Here is a 20221-nt window from a genome sequence, read left to right as displayed (position 1 = left end):
TTCCATTCCGATTCGGCGGCGGTGAGCTGAGCGTTTGAACAGTGTGGGAGTCTGATTTGCTGCTGGTTGGGTGGTGGTCTGTGAGGTTGCATGAGGTAGGAGCAGCGCTGGGCTCCTATTAGGGGTGGCAGCCCAGCGCCGCTTTCGAATTAAGTATACAATGTATGTTATTTAGTTTCAATAATAGTTTTATTTTGAATATAGGTATACTTTTATTAGGTTGCGAAGTAATGCGTGGTACTGCTGCGAACCAGCAGCTTTGGTACAATTTCCTCTTTCACAAAAGACTCTTCGATCGCCTTTTCACTCCATGGCTTCAGCAGTAACTCAACGGCGCGCTTACCCATCCGCTCCGTATTCTGATTGACCGTTGTGAGCGCCGGCGAGGTGTAGCGGCTTTGAATGACGTCGTCATAGCCGACAATGCTGAGCTCATCGGGAATGCGCAGCCCGAGCTCTTTGCCAGCGCGAATGGCGCCGAAAGCCTTGTAATCGCTCGTTGCGAAGATCGCTGTCGGCTTGTTCTCAAGCGCCAGCAGCTGCTTGGCACCCTCGTAGCCCATCTCCTCCAGCTCTTCGTTGGCCTCCATCACCGATACCAGCGACTCATCGAAGGCGATTCCGTGCTGAGAGAGGGCGAGCTTGTAACCTTGCAGGCGCAGCGAGAATTCTTGGTTGATGTCCATTAGGGAGTGGCCCGTTACGATGATGCCGATGCGCTTGTGTCCAAGTGAAATCAGATGCTCGGTGGCCAGGTAGCCGCCCGTCAGATTATCGACGATGACATACGGAATTTGAAGCTGCGGGAAGTAAAAGTGAGCCAGCACCATGCGCAGGTCGGCTTCTTTCCACGCTTTCAGTTGGGAAATCAGTATATTTTGAGCGCCCGGTGCGCCAGGCAGCACGATAGCTCCGACCAGCGGATTCGACTCGATTCCATCGCTTTCGCTTACGTCGAGCAGTTGGAAACGGATGTCATGTTCTTCGCAAGCTGCATGAATGCCGCTAATAAAATTGGCATAAAACGGATGGTTAAACAGATGCGGCGAGGCGGACGGATGAATCAGCACAATTTGCTCGAGCGCAATTTTGCCGCCCTCCGAAGCTTCGGCTTGCTGCGGGTCTCGCAGCTGAATGAACGTCCCTTTGCCACGAATGCGGACAACGAGCCCTTCATTGACGAGTTCGCTGAGCGCGCGTCGCGACGTAATTTCGCTCGTCTCGTACAACTTGGCCAGCTCGATCTGCGTCGGTATCGCATCTCCGTCCTTCAATTGGCCGTTGCCGATCTTCTCTTTAATGTCTTCCACAATAAACTTGTAAAGCGGCATTGTCTCTCTCATCCCAATACACCCCTTCTGCCGGTTCCTACCCAATGCGCGGACAGTAAATTATACTTATAAATCTCTAACTTGATTATATAGTATACTTTATCAAAAAACCAAGTAAAAGTTAGTGGTTATTCTTCATGATGAGGTCCTGAGGTGGAGCGGCATGAGATAGAGATAACACGACAAGAGCGGTAACTGGTTCCCCTCTTGCGCTCGCAACTAACCTTTCTAGCTCATCAACGGTAACTGGTTCCCTCTTTATCCGAGTCTCGCTCAATGTAGATCCCTAGACAAGCTACTTGTCTATTGAGCCACTCCGGCGGCGGATCGCTGCTTCCCTGTAAGCCATGCCGAGCTGCCCTCAACTCACACAAAAAAAAAAGTGACCGAGCAGGATCTACTCCTCCTGCCCAGCCACTTTGTCTGCTTACCATCAACTCTCCGCCGCCAACTTCTATGGCGTATTCGTCAGCCAAATATAATCGACGTTCATCGTGCCCGTTGTCGAGAATGGGTCGAAGCGCAGGGATTTAATCGTCCCACTCCAGCCGGCCACGGTACCCATGTCGATCGTGTACTCGGTGTAACTGCCCATATTCGCAGCTGTCGTGAATGTCTTGGACTTGGCTTCATTCCAGGTCGAATCAGCGTTCGTGATGAAGAAGAACTTCGCGCCGGTATCGGCCGTATTGTTCTTCAAGCGGATCTTGAGATAACGATAAGAAGAAGCGATACCGAGGTTATTCGGGCCAACGGAATAGGGATCTCCGCCACTCGAAGTGATCGTCCAAATCCCGCTCGATACGCTGCTGCTGATTTGATTCGTGTTGCCCCAGCCGTCCGTGCTGCCCGCCGTTGCAAAATCCCACTGCGCCGCGATGCTCGAAGCCGTGTAGGCGACTGCCGGTGACCAGCTTACATTATCGTACTGGTTGCTGCCCGCTGAACCGCTCGTAATTTCGAATCGAATCTCATCTCCCGCAGCGACCGTAACGCCATCGAGGTTGCTCTCATAACCGAAGCGGTCATTGTACGCGATGCTTTGGTCGCCTCCAGCCGGCCAAATGCGTGTGCCATTCTTCGTGATGCGGGCAACGACGCCGTCCCCGCCGGCGATGACGGATTTCAGCACGCGGCCGCGAATACTGACCGTTCCGCTTGTTGGCGCCGTCCATGCGCGGGCAACGATTTTGCCGACTCCGGTGTCTGGATGCATTTCAAATTGAGAAACCTGCGGCACATTCGATACGGAGGAAGCCTGCCAAATGTTACCCGCTGTATCATAGTAGCCGAGGTTGCTCCACGTCGAGCCGTTATAGGCTTTATACGACCAATTGCTGCTCCCTTGCGTGGCGCTAAACTGCTTGGCTGCATGATAGATATTGCTGCTGTTTGTAATTTGGAGGTTGTTGGTGAGCGTAAAACCGCTGTAATTAGCACCGTCCTGATACAAGAAATTGTTTGGCTCCGAATACAGATTGTCGCGGATCGTTCCGCTTGGTGTATCGGAGTTGCCTGCACGGCGGAAGGAGCCGCTGCCGTTGTTAATGAAAACATTGCCGCCTGCCACGCTGTTCGTCTCCAAACCGAGGCCCGGATGGATCGCCAAATAAGAGATACCGGCACCTGCGTTGCCCGCAATATAGTTATTGTTGATTTGCAAATTGTCTGTGCAGCACTCATAGTCGAAGGCCACTTCGTCCGGTGAGGATGTGTTCGGCACGTTCGTGAACATGCTGTTCAGAATGTACGAGTCGCTTACAAAAGCAATATAGATCGCAGCCGTTCCCGTATCCGAGTGACAGCCGCCTTCTCCATCGAGCTTCGAGTTAATCATGGTTAAATACCGAACGGATGTCAGCCGCATGCCATCATCGCAACCGGTGCCTCCGCCCGCATTGTCGCCATGCATGTTGAGATTGTTCATCAACACATGCTCCGCTGCCTTGTGGCCGGTAGCATTCATATATCCGGAGTTGTACCAGTCGATCGATATCGTATCCAAGTTGCGTGTGCCTTCAATCGTATCGAATGTGACGTTATCTACAATGTAGGTGCTGGCGGGGTTCGAAGCGTTGAAGGTTTTGGAGGTGAACTCAATCCCTGCCGAGTTCCAGATGGCATCCCCCGTAGAATCATTGCCGCTGCCTGATCCTTGATGAATGCCGTAGATGTCATGAAAGTATAAGTTCGTGAAGGACAAATCATTATGCCCCGCTGTCGAAAAGGTAACTAGAATGCCCGTTCCGGCGCTGCCTACCTCCAAATTGTTGATTTTCCAATAGCTTGGATTCGTCAGCTTAATGCCGCGATCGCTTTGGCTGCCGTTGCGGATGATTTTCGCTTTAGCGGTGCCGCCGTAGGAATCGATCGTAATGTAGTTTGTCGAGGTGCCTTGCCCGGTAACCGTCATTTGCTGGTTGCAAGTGACGCCGCTCTTGAGCAAAATACGGTCGCCGGCGCTCATCGTACCGATGCTGTTTATCGAGTTAAAGCTGTTGTAAGGGGATACCTGCGTGCCCGTTCCATTGGATCCGGCAGAGCAATCCACATAATAGTCCGCTGCACTCGCCTTCGCGTTCCATACAAAGAAACAACAGAGTACAACAATTGCAAACAGCATTGCCTTCAGCAATTTCGATCCGAAAGTCAGCCTTATCGATAGAGCCATCCAATCTCCCTCTTCCCTTTTCGAATAGTCGCCTCACATCCGTGGAGTAAACGCTTCCAAAACAGAATCAGAAATCACTGCCGTGTATTAATGACCTCCTTCCATCCGTCGATTATTTAAGTATACTAATTAAACTTAATGTTCCGACTATCAATACTTTAACACGCCGAAACCTAACAATAAATATACTTTGATAAATTTTCCTTACCCTCATCACAAACAAAAAACCTCAATGCCCTATTCACGGCATCGAGGTTTCTTCATTAAACAAGGTGGGATTGATAGATGCACTTCATAAGCTCGAACGTAGCTTTCGTATCGGCCCATGCGCGATGCGGCCGTTCATTTTGAATGCCGAAACGATCGCAAAGGGTTGATAAATCATAGCTCTCAACGGGAAGCTTTAACTGCCTTGCCTGCTTAATCGTGCATAACAGCTTGCCTTTCCAAACTCGAATATTAGCTCTGTCACACATCGCCTTCAACACGCGATAATCATACTGCACATTATGACCGACGAGCACCGGAGTACCCGCGAGGAATTTGTTCAATTGTTTCACGGCTTGAAAGGAAGTCGGCATATCGGCAACATCTTCATCGGTAATGCCCGTGAGCTCCCTAATTTGTTTGGGAAGCTTCAGCTTGGGATTCACCAGTGTTTGGAATCGATCAATGATTTGTCCGTTCTTAAATTTCAAGGCGCTGATTTCAATGATTTTGGCATACTCCACGATAGGCGAAGTGGTCTCAAAGTCCAGCACAACACCTTCTTCAGGCATCGTAAGCTCCGTGTAGTAATCGTACTTCTTGGGTTTCTCCTTCACTACAACAGGAGGATTCAACTGTGCTGCAGCGATCACCGCAACCGGGTAGCCCTTGAGCACGCCTGGCTTTATCTGATCGACAATGCTAATGTCATGGAGCAGATCAAGCCGGTCGGTATAGGAATCACAGCTAGTTGGAGCATAAGAAACAAACTCATCCAGCATGACGGAGACCTGTTCCTTATTTGCTAAACCGTGCAAGGAAAGAGCCGACTTTGAAACAGCAAGCTGAATCCCGTAGCTTCGGTATGTGCGATGCAGCAAGCCAACGACTTTATGAAGCCCGCTCCAAAATCCATAATCCGCCCTGCCTTCCCCCACGTTGAGCGCCATATAGCCCTCTTTGACTCCGGGAATGCAGCAATAAAACATCAATCGCGTCTCGGAATTATGTTCATAGAGCTTCGCAGCTAGAATAATGGTCCTGTACATCACAATCACCTGCCGATTTATAAACTGATTCTGCTGCTAGTGACTTAATCTCATACGGTTGTCCTTATTATAAGGCAAAAAAGAAGCAGCCTCCTCCTTTTTTTGAGGAAACTACTTCTTTTCATAAGCTTTACTCTATAGTCGGAGAAGATCGCTTAGAATGCGGAAGTCCATCCTGCATCTGCCGTAACAACCGTTCCGTTCAAGAAACTCGAATCATCGGAGGCCAAGAACAAAGCAACCTTAGCAATTTCTTCAGCCGAACCCGCACGTGGAATCAATCCTTGCACTGCCTGCGAACGGCTGAGGCCGAACTCATTGATGTTCTTCATCGAAGATGCGATGTTCGTAATAACCGCTCCCGGCGCGATCGCATTGCAACGAATCCCTTGTTTCGCATACATAAAGCCTGTATTCTTGGTCAAGCCGACAACCGCGTGCTTAGAAGCCGTATAGATCGCACCTGCGTGTCCGCCATTATAGCCGCCGGTAGAAGCCGTATTGACGATGACGCCTTTGCCTTTCTCAAGGAAAATTGGAATCGCTTTGCGCATAGCCCTCATGACGCTTTTGGTATTGATGTCGAATACGCGATCCCACTTCTCATCTAGTATATCCGCCACTGGCTCAAACCCATCCATAATGCCCGCATTGTTAACCAGAATATCGAGAGTGCCATACTCGTTAACGGCAGTTTCAATCATTCCTTCAATGTCTTCCAGTACCGCAACGTTAACTTGAATCGCCTTAGCAACTCCTCCGTTACTTACGATCTCTTGCGCAACTTGCTCCGCACCTTCAAGGTTAAGGTCGGCGACAATCACCTTCGCGCCTTCCTTTGCGTACAATTCGGCGATTGCTTTCCCCATTCCTGATGCTGCTCCAGTGACAACGGCTACTTGATTTTGAAGTTTCATGGATGATCTGCTCCTTGTTATCGATTAGATACAGTAACTGGTTTAGGTTCTAAATTAATTGCTGCTGCTGCCTTCTCTTCGACAGCCTGACCTGTACGTTTAATGAAGAAAGATAGCAATAGTCCGATAACGCCAATGCCAATAATGACTAGATACGCATCGTTAATTCCTTGAATGGACGACTCCATGATCATATGCTCCTGTGTAGCATCTCCGCCGGCAGTCATCATATCCTGCAAATGAGTCTTCGTTCTGGTCGTCATAACGGTAACCAGCAAGGAGGTACCGATTGCGCCAGCTACTTGCTTAATCGTATTGGAGATGGCTGTACCATGCGCATTGAGTCTGGCAGGCAATTGGTTCAAACCGGCTGTTGTAATCGGCATGAGGAACATCGCCATACCGAAACGTCTTCCTGTGGACATCAGAACCAGATACGTATAACTGGTTGAATCGGTCAGATTCACGAAGCCAATTGTGGTTCCGATCGTAATTGCCATCCCGATAATGGACAGCCACTTCGCTCCAAATTTGTCGAACAATCTTCCTGTGATCGGCATCATAACGCCCATCAGAAGCGCACCTGGCAGCATTAGCAAACCAGACTCCAGCGCTGTGTAACCACGTGCATTTTGCAAATACAGAGGCAGAAGCATCATATCCGCATACATCACCATCGTAACCGCAATATTAATAATGGTCGTCAGTGAGAACATACTATATTTGAACGTCCGAAGTTCAAGAAGCGGTTCCTTGGAGACCAGCTGTTTCCATGTGAACAGAATCAACGCGATCACACCAACAACGATCGAAAGAATAACTTCCGTGCTTGACCAACCTTTACTTCCTGCGCTGCTGAAGCCGTATAGTACGGCACCAAATCCGACTGTGGAGAGCAGTACACTCCATAGATCGATTTTAGGAAACTGTCGTTCAGCCACATTTTTCAAGAAAACAAAAGCGACTGCAATTACGATTACTGCGAGTGGAATCATGCCATAAAACATCGTGCGCCATGAGAAATGCTCCATCACATAACCGGCTAATGTAGGCCCAATTGCAGGAGCGAAAATAATAGCAAAACCGACCATCCCCATTGCTGCTCCCCGTTTGTCAGGAGGGAAAACCGTCAGGATTACGGTCATAAGAAGCGGCATAATAATTCCGGCACCGGCAGCCTGGATCAAACGGCCTGCAAGCAAAACATCGAAGTTAGGTGCTACTGCCGAAACGATCGTACCCCCGAGAAAAATAATCATTGCCGTCTGGAACAGCTCACGCGTCGTAAACCGCTGCATGAGATAAGCTGTGATCGGAATCAGAACGCCGTTCACTAACATATAACCGGTAGTCAGCCATTGCGCGGTAGATGCCGCAATGTCAAAATCGATCATCAGCTCCGGCAGTGCAACGCTCATGATGGTCTGGTTCAAGACCGCGATGAACGCCCCGAGAATCATAACAAACAATAGCGGACCTTTCTTTATGGAACTAATCTCAAGGCCTGAAGAATGACTCATGGATTGCTCAACCCCCTTCAAATTCTTTTCTGAACTAATTTACACACTGTTGTATAATGTACCTAATGTAAGATTATAAGCACCGCACTACACGATCACAAGCAACAGCTTTTCGAGAAATGTTAATTAGTTTACGAATACGCCGATTGTGTCGCCTAAACGAAACATCTTTTACGAAGCGGTCCTAATTGTCGTGAACAAGATGGTAAAAAAAGGAGTTGAACTCTTGCCGGTAAAATCAACACGAACGGATCCGCGCGTACTTCGAACGCGCCAATTGATTCGGGATGCATTCATCGACCTGCTTCAGGAACATGACCTTGAGAAAATAACCGTCAATCGGATAGCTGAACGCTCCACGATCAGTCGTGTCACCTTCTATCTTCATTACCGGGATATTCCCGATCTGATGGATAAGATGGCCGATGACATGATTCATGAAATTCATTCGATCTTAAGAGAAGTGCCGGAGAAACCTCAGGTTGAGGTGGATTGGACCATATTGCTTCGGATTCTTGAACATATCGCGGAAAATTCGAAATTTTACACGGTGCTGCTTGCTTCCGAACGGATATCCATTTTCACTGACCGCCTTATGAATCTCATGGTTGAAATCATCAGTAAGCGTGCGGAGAACCGAGCATCCTCGTCTGTACCGACGCTGAACGTTCCAAATGACATTGCCATCTGGTATGGCTCCTCCGCATTCATCGGCACAATCGTGTGCTGGCTTCGCAATGATATGCCCTATACGCCGCTTTATCTCGCTAAGCAGCTCTCCCTGCTGTTCCGGTTACATCAGAATCCTACCCATACATAACAAAACGGCGGACAAGGTTGTAGTAACCTTTGTCCGCCGCTTCTTCTAAGCAGGCAATGCCTTACGCTTACCGGATAGCGAGTACCAGAGCAGCATGCATAACGAGCAAATGCTAACGGCAATTAGAACGCCGTACACATATTCATAAGCGTGCAGGAGTGAATATTTCTTTTGAAATTCAAGCAGCATGCCGCAAACCGCAACCGACAACGAGCCGCCGAAAAACTGGATGAGCTGCATAAGTCCCATACCTGAGCCGATCAGCTCGGCCGGTAAAATGCGAGACGTTTCATTGTTTAACGATGCCAATGTAGCGGATGCCGCCGGTGAGAAGAACAGGTACCCGATTAGGATGATAAGCGGCGATGCGCCGAGCTCTTCCTTAAACAGGATCATAACGGATGCCAACAGGCCGTGCCCCAGGATCAGAAACCGTACATTCCCGTATTGATCAATCCATCGTCCGATGAAGCGTGTCAGAAAGGCGGATAACACCGCTCCCGGAGCAATCGTGAAGCCAATAACCAGCGGTGATTTGTCGAATAGATTCGCAAGGGCCAGCGGCATTAGAAACAGGTTGCCGAGGTTCATAACCAAGATGCTGAAACCAACAACAAGCAGCTTCAAGTATGCCGGCTTCGTTAAGAGCTGCGGGTTGATGAACGTTTCTTTCCCGCGCTTAAGATGCCAGACGTGTGCGATGATCGACAACAAGGCGGCAATAAACCAGATGAATGAGCGCTGCGTAACGGCAATCAGAAGTGCCGCAGCATTGACGACGGTTAAGACAGCTCCGATTAAGTCAAAGCGGAAAGGCTTTGGCTCTTCTTTGGGAAGCAGGCGCAGCAGGATTGGAAGCAGGATAAGAACGATACAAGTGACGCCAAATAATCCGTTCCAGCCGATGTACTCGCTGATCAGCCCGCCAACAATCGGACCAAGTCCGAATGCCATAGCGGAGCCCGCCGATATCATCGATATCGTTCTGCCGCGTCTCTCATAAGGGATATACCGGCTGGCGAGAACAAGGCCAAGTCCCGCCATCGCACCGGAACCGGCAGACTGCGCGATACGAGCGAGCAGGAGCGTTTCGAAGTTCGTCGCCAGGATCCCGATTATAGAAGAAATACCTAGAATCGAGAGTCCGACGGCCACCAATCTTCGAATGGGCAGCACGTCGGAGAGTCTGCTGTAAATCACCGTTGATAAGGCATATCCGATCGAATAGCTTGAAACAATCCACGATCCAAGCACCGCCGAAACGCCAATATCTTGAATGATACTCGGAATGGACACGTTAAACATCGTCGTATTCATCACAACGATGAACAGACCGAACGTCCAAACCGGCATTACGATTTTGTCATTCATGTTGGTACCTTCCTACTCTTAAGCTTTCCGTGCAAGCTTCTTACAATACAGCAAGGAGTTCATCTGTTGTTAGAATGGCATGCGCGAACGTTGGCCCATTGATTTCATGTGCCGCATGCATCGCTTCTTTAGTGAAAGCAGATGTGGCATCTTTCACAAGGGTCACATGGTAGCCAAGCTCCATGGCGAAACGTCCGGTCGATTCTATGCACGTATTGGCTATCATACCGATAAGGATTACTTTTTGTAAACCATGCATTTTGAGTTGATGATCGAGATCCGTGTTCGCAAATCCGCTGCTGCCCCAATGCTCTTTGATAATGACATCGCCATGCTGAGGTTGAAAATCGGCATGAAATTCCCCGCCCCATGAGCCTTTTGCAAAAGACTGTCTTTCTTTAGCCCGGAGCTGATAGGGAGTCGGGTGATTCCATGTTTCGTAATCGTCGGGTTCTGCTCTGTGATGAGGAACGAAAAAAACGCGAATGCCCGCCTTTCGAACGGCCTCAACAATTTCTCTGAGATGGTCGAGTAAGTTTACCGCTTCGCTTACTTCTTGCGTTCGCGGATAGATCTTCCCTTCCGGTGCCAAGAAATCATTATACGGATCCACCAGAAGAAGTCCTGTCGTTGTTTTGTCATACGTTTTGGTCATTTCATATCTACTCCCTTCCATATGTTCAGTTTTCCCATAAAAGTCGAGATGAACCGGAACTAAAAATCGTAACTTTGTTGTTACTTTTTCGTTACCGTTCTGTCATTCATTACGGTGCTGGGCTCGTTATTATGTAGTTGTAAGCCAAGTTGTTAACTTGTTGTCGTCGTCCTAGTCTCCAATAAAAAGAAGAGGTGCATACATCATGTTGAAGAATACAAAAGCGAACTCATCGTTGAAAATAGGAACCAAATTAGCTCTTGCCGGATTGATCGCAGTAGGCTCTATGGCAGCCATCTCCCACTCGGATGTACATGCAGCGGCGGCAAAAGTGGATACCAGCAGCATTAAAGCACAGCAAGGCAGCACTTATATCAAGACCATCTACAGTCTTGCAAAAGAAGGCAAAATTCCCGGACTGAACGCAATCGCAGGCAAAACGCCAATCTCCGCTGTCCACTACAAATGGGGCGAACCGGAAGTTGGCGGCGACTTGAAGGGCAACCATTACGAATTGTACAATTTCGGCATGGGACAAGGCGCTTACGGTTTCGGTATTAACAAATCCGGCGTCATTTACGATCTGCGTAATTTCGGGCAATCCATTGATCAAACCGTTGGCGTTAAGTCACTAACGTTCGCGGCCGTTATCAAAACGCTTGGTATGCCTAAAGAAGTTCGCTACTCCGGCACAGACAAAATTTACGTCTACCACCCTGCTGCAGCCTATGAATTGAAGTTTGTCGGCCCAAGCAAGGTAGTAAAAGGTAAAGTAGCCCATATCGACCACATCAACGTTTACGCGGCTAAAGCGAATAAATAATAGGCGTTAAGAACTGAAGAAACCGTCCGGGAACCCGGACGGTTTCTTCATTGCTAGCTAAGTCTTTGCGCTCTATCGTTTTCACCATAATAATACGGAGTAGCTGTAGCCGGCAGCGGTCGATCCACTACATAATGAGGATTTTCCTTCTGCTTCATCAAGGCTGCAATCACCTCTTTGAGAGCAGCCCATAAGCTCGGGCTCGGAGCCGGGTAATCGAACTTCAGCTCTTCGTGAAGGGCTGGCAGCGCATGATAAGGAACCATCGGGAACATGTGATGCTCAATGTGATAATTCATGTTCCAATAAAGAAATCTAAAGAAACGATTAATATAAATCGTACGCGTGTTCAACCGATGATCCAGCACATCTTCACGTAGACCTAAATGCTGCGCCAAGCCTACCAATAGAAGCAATATTGGACCATAGAAGGTCGGGAGCCCAACAAACATAAGCGGCAGAATACTCCCGATTTGAACGGACCAAATGATGAAGCCCAATAAAATCAGCACCCATACACGTGATATCCAAACCGCTTTTCTGAATTCGGATGCCGGAACATAATCTTTCTCTGAAGCAGTCAACCTTCCGAAACAGTGGGTAATGATGCTTCTGAGGTCTCTCGAACCTCCATAGATATGGACAATTTCTCCGAATATAATGCGCCAAACCGGCGGTCTGGACATCGCAATTTCCGGATCGCGGCCGACGATGTACGTATCGCTATGGTGTCTTGCATGGCTCCAACGCCAGGGGGTCGGCGGCCTTAAATCCATAAACGAAGCGATTTGATAAAGGACATCATTCATCCAGGCTGTCTTAAACGCCGTACCATGACCACATTCATGCCAACGTGAATCGGCAGTGGAAGCATAGCTGACCCCGTATACGGCAAATGCCGGTATTGCCCACCAAGTTCCCCAAGAGTAATAGGCTAGAATCCCTGTACCTATAAGCCATGCAAACATGATGATCGTATCGCGAATAGCGGGTCCATCCTTACGCTTCATAAGTTCTTTAAGACGCTGACGAGAAATCGGACTTCGATACCAATCAGCCGATGCCAATCCTCTTTCTTGTGCTCGCATGTTTTCCGGACCTGTCAGGCTATAATCTCTTTTTTTCGCAGACACCATGTCGACCTCCTCATTTATGTGGATGATAGCGCTTTCTTAAATGATAACTCCTTTAGGTCAAACTGTCGTTGAAGAAATAGGACTTCCATTTGCACTATACAGACATTCTATCTATCAAGGAGATGTCCTTGAAAAAAAACAACCTTACCCCGATTATGAGGTAAGGTTGTTCCAACTATCTATCGCAACAGGTTAGTCCAGCACCGCTGTAAGATGAGCTTTGGTAACCGCCCAGTGGGTGGCAGACCAGTACTTGGCCTTATCCTTAATGACGATCAGCTGCGGTGATTCGTGTTTCACATTCAAATCTTCGGCAATCTGATTGGAGACCGGGCGGGATTCGATCACTTTGACTAGCATGTAATCCGCATCTTGATTCGGGCTGCCCTTCAAGTAATTCTCATATTCCTGAAGCGCGTTTGCGCTAACCGGGCATGTCGTGCTGTGTTTCAGAATAACCTGTCCTCGCTCGGATGACTTCGCAAGCATGTTGTTCCACTCTTCAAGCGTCGTAATTTCTTTCCAATCCATTTGAATTCCTCTCCTCCCTTAAGTACCGAAAAACTCAGTTAGCAGCTTCACGGTTTCTTGCGGGCTCTTCTCTGCGATCCAGTGTCCCGCTTTATTGATTTTGACCATTCTCATATCGGTTGCATATTGTTTCAGAAATGCTTCCAGTGTATGGGCAGTGGAATCCCAACCACCAATACCAAGTACAGGTACGGACAGCTTCTTATAGGTTTTCAAATCATCAATATCTTGTCTAAACGTTCTATACCAACCATTACTTGCTCGTATGGCGTCAGGACTTGAATATGCCGCATAATAAATATCTTTCGTCTCTTGCGTCATCGGAGGTTTGCCATAGGCCAAGTAATGAAAGACCCAATCTTGAAAAATGCTCATTTGCTTTCCTTGCAGCAGCTGCTCCGGCAATTCCGGCACGGAATTGAGCGCAAACCACCACGGGTAAATAGGACGCTCAGTATTGCTCATGTCGTATACTCCAGGCGGTGCCAAGAGTGGAAGGTTCAGAAATCCTTCGAACGGATGCGGAACATCCATCATGACTAATTTTGACGTTGCCTCTGGGTACTGCGCTGCGTAGGCATAAGCAACCTGTGCCCCAATATCGTGTCCTGCCATGTGAACCTTGTCATAACCCAGCTCTTTAACCAAAGCATAAATATCGGAAGACATGGTCTTCTTATCATAGCCGGTTAGCGGCTTGTCGGAACTTCCCATTCCACGATAATCGACCACATACACATGATACTTCTTCGCGAGCTCCGGCATAATTTTGTGATACGCATACCAGTTCTGCGGCCAGCCGGGAAGAAGGAATAACGGTTTCCCCTTACCGCCTTCAACATAATGAAGCGTGACGCCATTTACCTTTTTGTATCCGTTCTTGAATCCGGGAAACTTCTTAATGAGCTCCTGATCAGAGAATTTCTTTCTGTCCATTTCGGGTTCAGCGGGATGTTCCATAGTCGAAACCATGGCAGGCTGTATATCCGGAACCTTTGCTGCCATTGAACTCGAAGCCGATTCACTCCGATGATCATTGCCTGTGAATGCTGAAAGAAACAGCGCCATCATCAATGCCATAGCCAACAATCCAAACCCTTTAGCATGTCCTCTGAGCATTACGATTCCTCCGCATAAGCGCATCTGTAGATGGCTATTGTATTGAAGTCTTTGCAGCCATCCAGCCGCACGCCATTCAAGCCATTATTATGGGACAGATGCGCCGCGGTTATTACAGGGGACGTGCCTTAGACAGCTACAAATTATTGTGCTGTGAGTTTAGTGAAATAACGATTAAACGTTACGGAATACATCAAGACATAAATCACGATTAGTGCAGCAAACAAATTAAAGATAACCAGCGATACGTTCAGATTAAAAAATTGAGTCAGTATGCCCACAGCAACCGGTGGGACAATAAATCCGAAATATGCGCATAGATAAAAGGCTGAAATAACTCGTGGACGTTCTTCCGGCTTCGGCAATTGTCCCGCAAACCGTAAAGCAACCTGAAATGTCCATCCCGCTCCAATTCCTTGAATGAGTATGCCTGCCCATAGTAAGAACAAACTCTCTGCCTGGCCGGAGAAAACGATCATCCACGAGCCAATGGCAAGGGATAAGATCGCCAACCGCATGCGTGTAACGGGATTGCGCGGCCAAGGGAAGAACTGCATCAGCGCTCCGCCACCCAGAAGCGCTAAGATTAACAATCCTGAGATAGACAGATTGTTCGTGTGAATAACATGCTTAACGAAGGTTGGGATAAGGGAAAGCACAACGCCGCCTAAAGTAAACACGGTAAAGATCGGAATTCCGATAAAAGACCAGAAGTGAGCACGAATATTGTCAGGAACACCGAGCGAAATCTTTGCTTTAGCTTTCTTCTTCGCTTCCAAGTCCTCGTGTTTGGGCAACAATTCCAGCGCAATCAAGGAGCTGAACAACATAACGAGCAAAATCCAAAACGGTAAACGAAGCGGCTGAATATGCAAGTATTGTACGATTAAACCCGAAGTCGCAGGGCCTAATCCAAAACCAATGTTCACCACTGCCCCAGATAACTTGAGTGCTGTGCCCACCTTTTCTTTAGCGGTTTGTTTGATTAGAAACGCACTGGCCGCACCCGTAAAAGCACCATATGCGACGCCTTCCAAAATCCTTGCAGCATACAGCATCCAGCTGTCAGAACTAATACTAAATAGCAATGTTGACGCGATTGATATCCAAATACTGTAACGAAGGACTCTTTTCAGCCCCCAAGCATTCCCTCTCGCTCCTACGACAAGTAAGGTCGGCAGTAAGACAGCGGCATAAACGGCAAACAATACCGTGATTTCCAAACTGCTGAGCTTATAGTGCTCTCCATACAAAGGGAATAAGGACGAAATAAACGTGGCCCCGCAGGACATAATCAGAACAACCCAAAGCATTTTTTTCATAAAACCTTTCCTCTCTCCTTTAATAAACATAATTAGTTTGCTCAGTATGGCCTGATTATTGCAAGGAATCAAAATGATTTATTAAATCTAGTCTCATATGCCCCTATTTAACGCAATGGATTAGCCAAGCGATACTTCCCAAGTAAACATACATTGAATCGACGATAATGACAGATACTACATTACCGTCGATAATCCGACATCCAAACGTCATGCATGCAAGCTGACACCAACGACATCATCCATCATGTTTCTCATTAACCTAGAATGTTCAGGTCCAAATTTCTCTTCGAATTCGGCCTGAGCTCGTTCCCATCCCACTCGTCCGATCTCCATACGGTTCTGGCCTTCTTCCGTAATGGTCACGATTCTGGCACGCCGATCGCGTTCGCTTACCTCTATACGAACCAAACCGTCACGTTCCAGCGGGCGTAAATTATGTCCAATCGTAGCCCGATCCATCGTCATCAGCTCGGCGAGCTCATTCATCGTCTGCGCCCCTCGGTTCTTTAGATAACCTAAGATACCGTATTGCGTAGCTCGCAGCCCCGATCCGGCCTCTGCTAAGCAAGTATCATAGAACCGCGTAATATGACGAGCTGCGCGTCTTAGCTTCGTACAGTTGCAGAGGTCCATATTGGTCATCATCATCTCGCCGCACTCCTCCAAACATTGTTGCCTCATCGCATAAACCGATTTTAGTCTCATATTCCCCTAATTGCAAGAGGAAGAATATAGTCCACTTCAAAATGTCACAAACAGCTGCTAATCCCGCACATCGCGTTTAAGCCCTGTCCTGATTGTATTGAATAATTATTCTCAAGGTCAATGCTCTAGTCCCCTCCGAAGCACACGGCAAAAAAAACTAGCATCGCACAAGGCAGCTACTGGTTTTCAGATGATTAGGCTCAATCTCCGCTTATCTGATCCACTACATAAAAAAAGCCCGCGGACTTGACCGCGGACTTCATGAACCTCTTACAAATGGGAAACCAACGCTTCAACAAACTGCTCTAAGTACTGCTGATCCAGTTCGTCAAAACGCTCAATGATCGGACTATCGATATCGAGCACGCCTAACAACTCACCGTTCTTGATGATTGGAATGACAATCTCCGATTGGGAAGCCGCATCGCATGCGATATGCCCGGGAAACTCATGAACATTGGCTACTCGAACCGTCGCCTTGTCACTAGCCGCTTTCCCGCATACTCCGCGAGATAACGGGATTCGCACGCAGGCAGGTAAACCTTGGAATGGCCCTAACACAAGCTCGTTATCCTTATATAGATAAAATCCTACCCAATTAATGGTGTCCAGAAATTGATTGAGCAACGACGCAGTGTTGGATAAGTTCGCAATCTGATCCTGTTCTCCATCCAGCAACGCATGTAATTGGCGGATTAACATTTCATAATTATTTTCGCGCGAACCGTTATATTCTTCTGTATGAAACATAACTCTTACTCCTTTATCGCCTTGTACTCTTCTTCATTAAAGAGGGCTATTTGCTATATTTATTTAAAGTATAACATTGTCATGTTTATTCATTAAGTATTAATTATTGACATCCGCCGGAGCAAATCCGGATCCGATTGCCACTGATTGTCACATCACTGCAAGCCAGCAGCCGAACAGCTTCTTCGACTGTCTCTATCCCCTTCCTGGCATTTCGAATACATTATCTTCGATGCGGATTTGCTGATGTACCGGCTGTTCGGCCCGAATCTCTTGGTTCTCGGGCGCAACATGAATGACAGGGTGCTCCCCATCGCCGCAAGCGATGAACCGATTGGATCGAATTGTAACGTCTCGAACCATGCCGGACTCGAACCAGCTCTCAGCGTCGTCAGCGATAAGGATGCCGCTCATGCCCGTTCGCTCAAAGCGGTTATTCTCTATGACGACCTTCCGCCTTGTCGTGATCAGTATCCCTCTTGTCGGAATGCGAGCGAAACGATTGTTGCGAATGCTGACCTGCGGTGTCCATGTGGCATTCTCCACAACATCGTGCTCCTCGATTGAATCCGGCAACGGTTGTTCCAAGGTGAGCAGCCAGTCTCTGGCATCAATCCGCCCGACCGCTGCAAGGGTGTGGCTGGAATACGCGATTAACGAACGCGATCGAATGAAATCCACCGCATCACCGGCAAAGAAGGGCTGGAATCCGTAGCTTTGCCCATGCATGAACCGGACGACAACTTGATTCTCGGCCGGACGATCCACAATTCGCAAATGGGTTCCATGCACATTAATCGCGTCGTCATGCGCCCCTTCAAAATCACTGTTCTCGATTTGGATGAGCCCGCGGCATCCCGATACATGAATCAAGTCCGCAAAACCTGCACATGTCCGGCCGGAGTCGACACGAGGTTTCATGCTCATCTCGTCGAATGAAACATTCTCGCTGAACTGGCATACGATGCCCAGACCATGCATGTAATGCATACCGACCTTGGACCAAGTCACACCCCGGCTATGAACCACGAAAGCGCCGACTTGATCGCGAATGCCATCGCGAAGCTGGAAGACGTTCCCTACTTTCGTCTCCGGCACCCCCTCCGCATAATGCAAACGCAAGCGCTTCGGTTCCAACTCTTCCACCTTCACCGCCTCCATGACGGGATGTGGAATTCGCCTGATGGTGTTGTTCGCCGGATCATATTGCGCTGCCGGCCCATCTTGATACCGCCAGCCTTCTCCGACCCAGAACAGCTCCTCATGATCGAGCTCATACCAGGAATCGCGCTTAACGCGAACATCCAGATGCCGCGGGCCTACTGCCTCGACTTCCATCTCCGACATGGTCGCTCGCTCGAAATCGCAGGAGAGATTCCGAATATGAATTTGTTCGCAGCTGTCGATGACAAGCGGCGTCATTTTCCCATGAAAAACAAAGAGCGAACCGTTGCCGTCGAGCGTAATCTTATTCAACTCTTTGAACCACAGACCGATTGTCTTGGTTACATCCGGGTTCTCGGCTTCGCTCGCCGTGTTGGTAATATAATAAGGAACCTTCGCCGCATGCTCGGGATAGAAATCATATCGGCCTTTCGCGACCGCTATCGTTACGGGACCATCGTATTCTCTCGCTTTCTCTAAGGCTAGCCGGAAGGCCGGCACGGCATCCATGCCGAGATCGGATTTAACCCCAAATTCCTCAATATGCAGTATCTTCTCCATTAGTAGTCACCTCGATAAGATTTAGAGAGCTTGGCTTATTCATGCAACCAACCGTAACCTTCGTTCCTGAACGTCCCTTCTCCTGCCCTCATCGTTAAAAAAAGGAAACGCAGAGAAAGAACTCCTCTCCCTGCGTCTCCTTTATCATCAACCGTACTTCTTGCGTTTCAACTTATTCTTCGCGCGTCTTCACCACAACCGTAGTCACGCTTTCGGCTTTAAATGACCACTCGTCTGGCAATAAACCGGCATAAACGCGCTCCAGGCTGCAATCCGCCGATGTTTCGTAAATGTCGGCCGTCGTTCCATTGGCATCTGTGCCAATATCAATCCCGGAAGTGAGATTCTCCTTACTGCTGTTGACGACAACAAGCGTCACCCGCTCTCCGCCGTTATCGGTAAACGCAGTAACTTTGAGCTCCGCATGATCGGTATGCGCCTCGTTTCTTACATCGCCCGGCCGAATGAATTTACTATAATTTCCGAGTGCCCACAAACGTTTCGTATCCCGAATCCGGCCTTCTGCTTCATCAACGTAAACCAATCCATCGCGGAAGTCGTATTTGGACACGGCGATCCAATATTGCCACGAAGTCACGCCGCCAATGGTTAGATCTTCATGGACTAGATTGGCTAGATTCAAGGCTGATTCCATGCCATAGTCCGCCCCGCCCTCCATTTCCGTCCACTCCGACATCCAAACGCTAAGGTTCGGCTGATCTCGGCGAATAAGCTCGGCAAACTCTTCTTTATATACGGGGTTTGAAACCTGCGGAACATAGGAATGCACGGCAATATTTCCGATCTGGCTCATAAGCGCCTTGTCCTCAGCCAGCTTGTAATAGTACATCCTTGCGCTGCTCCACTCTCCCGCTTCGATCGCGGATATACGGACTGGCAGCTTATGCTCTTGGATTTTGTCGGCTAAAGCACGGTATACACGCAAACATTCCTCGGGCGTGTAATGACAGCCCTCTTGTCCATTCTCCGCATTCCATAACCACATCGGCTCATTGATCGGGGAAATCCATTCCACAGGCAAGCCCTCGTCTTCGACCAGATGCTTCACGACATCAACGAGGAACTGAGCAAACTGCGCTTCCATGCCTTCCCGGAAATTCGACTTCCCTTCTTGATGGCCGGAGGTCATCCCGCTTATCGTCATTCTAGGCGTCGGGCTGTTAGCAAACGCTACAATTTGCTTGGCACCCTTCTCAACGGCCAGCTTCATCACCGCTACAGCTTGCGCGTCTCTGCTCCAGTCATACTGTCCCTCCGAAATTTCATACCCTTCCGCACGCCGCCAGACATCCTCAATTTCCTCGCCGTCGCCGGCTCCGATATTATGACGATAGATTGTCAGGCCGATGCCTTTGTTCGGATCATAAAGCAATTCCAGTAATCTGGATAACTCCGACTCCTGCCAGCTGCCCGTATGCTGCGCCCACCATGCTCCGGAAGCGCCGAAGCCTTCCATCCTTTGTTTCTTGTCTGCCTGTTTGATTTCAATACGATGCTTCCCCATACGCTCACCTTATCTCCCATTAGAATGTTTATAGGATACGC

The 20221-nt window shown here is 48.6% G+C and carries 17 protein-coding genes; 2 read left to right on the top strand and 15 right to left on the bottom strand.

The window, feature by feature from the left end; all coding sequences use genetic code 11:
• Nucleotides 1–215: 215 nt before the first annotated feature.
• From AC50Y3_RS07565 to AC50Y3_RS07545, 5 genes are all read right to left on the bottom strand, one after another.
• Nucleotides 216–1343, bottom strand: a complete 1128-nt coding sequence (locus tag AC50Y3_RS07565; protein WP_494818162.1) for a GntR family transcriptional regulator — start codon at nt 1341–1343, stop codon at nt 216–218.
• A 442-nt stretch (nt 1344–1785) separates the two neighbouring features.
• On the bottom strand, nt 1786–4002 hold the full coding sequence (locus AC50Y3_RS07560) for a hypothetical protein (RefSeq protein WP_494818161.1): 2217 nt from the start codon (nt 4000–4002) through the stop codon (nt 1786–1788).
• A 263-nt stretch (nt 4003–4265) separates the two neighbouring features.
• A complete protein-coding gene (locus tag AC50Y3_RS07555; RefSeq protein WP_494818160.1) occupies nt 4266–5258 on the bottom strand; it encodes a 3'-5' exonuclease in 993 nt (330 codons plus the stop codon).
• Between the two features lie 155 nt (nt 5259–5413).
• The gene (locus AC50Y3_RS07550; RefSeq protein WP_494818159.1) at nt 5414–6175 is read right to left on the bottom strand and encodes an SDR family oxidoreductase; all 762 of its coding nucleotides are present in this window, start codon (nt 6173–6175) and stop codon (nt 5414–5416) included.
• 17 nt (nt 6176–6192) lie between these two features.
• Nucleotides 6193–7695, bottom strand: a complete 1503-nt coding sequence (locus tag AC50Y3_RS07545; protein ID WP_494818158.1) for a DHA2 family efflux MFS transporter permease subunit — start codon at nt 7693–7695, stop codon at nt 6193–6195.
• Nucleotides 7696–7897: 202 nt separating this feature from the next.
• Here AC50Y3_RS07545 and AC50Y3_RS07540 point away from each other — a divergent pair, with 202 nt between their 5' ends.
• The gene (locus AC50Y3_RS07540; protein WP_494818607.1) at nt 7898–8515 is read left to right on the top strand and encodes a TetR/AcrR family transcriptional regulator; all 618 of its coding nucleotides are present in this window, start codon (nt 7898–7900) and stop codon (nt 8513–8515) included.
• A gap of 45 nt (nt 8516–8560) precedes the next feature.
• Here the strand turns inward: AC50Y3_RS07540 and AC50Y3_RS07535 are convergent, their stop codons facing one another.
• The gene (locus tag AC50Y3_RS07535; protein ID WP_494818157.1) at nt 8561–9886 is read right to left on the bottom strand and encodes an MFS transporter; all 1326 of its coding nucleotides are present in this window, start codon (nt 9884–9886) and stop codon (nt 8561–8563) included.
• 40 nt (nt 9887–9926) lie between these two features.
• Nucleotides 9927–10541, bottom strand: coding sequence for a cysteine hydrolase family protein (locus tag AC50Y3_RS07530; RefSeq protein ID WP_494818156.1), 615 nt, complete (start codon nt 10539–10541; stop codon nt 9927–9929).
• Between the two features lie 205 nt (nt 10542–10746).
• Here AC50Y3_RS07530 and AC50Y3_RS07525 point away from each other — a divergent pair, with 205 nt between their 5' ends.
• Nucleotides 10747–11364 carry a YjgB family protein gene (locus tag AC50Y3_RS07525; protein ID WP_494818155.1) on the top strand — a complete coding sequence of 206 codons (618 nt, stop codon included), beginning with the start codon at nt 10747–10749 and terminating at the stop codon, nt 11362–11364.
• Between the two features lie 53 nt (nt 11365–11417).
• Here AC50Y3_RS07525 and AC50Y3_RS07520 read toward each other — a convergent pair whose 3' ends face one another.
• From AC50Y3_RS07520 to AC50Y3_RS07485, 8 genes are all read right to left on the bottom strand, one after another.
• A complete protein-coding gene (locus tag AC50Y3_RS07520; RefSeq protein WP_494818154.1) occupies nt 11418–12500 on the bottom strand; it encodes a fatty acid desaturase family protein in 1083 nt (360 codons plus the stop codon).
• Between the two features lie 192 nt (nt 12501–12692).
• Complete coding sequence (ytxJ, locus tag AC50Y3_RS07515) at nt 12693–13031, bottom strand: bacillithiol system redox-active protein YtxJ (RefSeq protein WP_494818153.1); 339 nt, start codon at nt 13029–13031, stop codon at nt 12693–12695.
• Nucleotides 13032–13049: 18 nt separating this feature from the next.
• Nucleotides 13050–14150, bottom strand: a complete 1101-nt coding sequence (locus AC50Y3_RS07510) for an alpha/beta fold hydrolase (protein WP_494818152.1) — start codon at nt 14148–14150, stop codon at nt 13050–13052.
• Between the two features lie 143 nt (nt 14151–14293).
• Nucleotides 14294–15472, bottom strand: coding sequence for an MFS transporter (locus AC50Y3_RS07505; protein ID WP_494818151.1), 1179 nt, complete (start codon nt 15470–15472; stop codon nt 14294–14296).
• Nucleotides 15473–15682: 210 nt separating this feature from the next.
• Nucleotides 15683–16123, bottom strand: coding sequence for a MarR family winged helix-turn-helix transcriptional regulator (locus AC50Y3_RS07500; RefSeq protein ID WP_494818150.1), 441 nt, complete (start codon nt 16121–16123; stop codon nt 15683–15685).
• A 327-nt stretch (nt 16124–16450) separates the two neighbouring features.
• Nucleotides 16451–16930 (bottom strand): GAF domain-containing protein, encoded by a 480-nt coding sequence (locus AC50Y3_RS07495; RefSeq protein ID WP_494818149.1) that lies wholly within the window; start codon nt 16928–16930, stop codon nt 16451–16453.
• Nucleotides 16931–17125: 195 nt separating this feature from the next.
• A complete protein-coding gene (locus AC50Y3_RS07490; RefSeq protein ID WP_494818148.1) occupies nt 17126–18655 on the bottom strand; it encodes a right-handed parallel beta-helix repeat-containing protein in 1530 nt (509 codons plus the stop codon).
• 172 nt (nt 18656–18827) lie between these two features.
• A complete protein-coding gene (locus AC50Y3_RS07485) occupies nt 18828–20180 on the bottom strand; it encodes a glycoside hydrolase family 30 protein (RefSeq protein WP_494818147.1) in 1353 nt (450 codons plus the stop codon).
• Nucleotides 20181–20221 lie beyond the last annotated feature (41 nt).

The organism is Paenibacillus sp. J22R98, assembly GCF_059383835.1.
The sequence above is the reverse complement of the archived record's forward strand: the minus strand, read 5'-3'. Positions and strand labels throughout refer to the sequence as shown.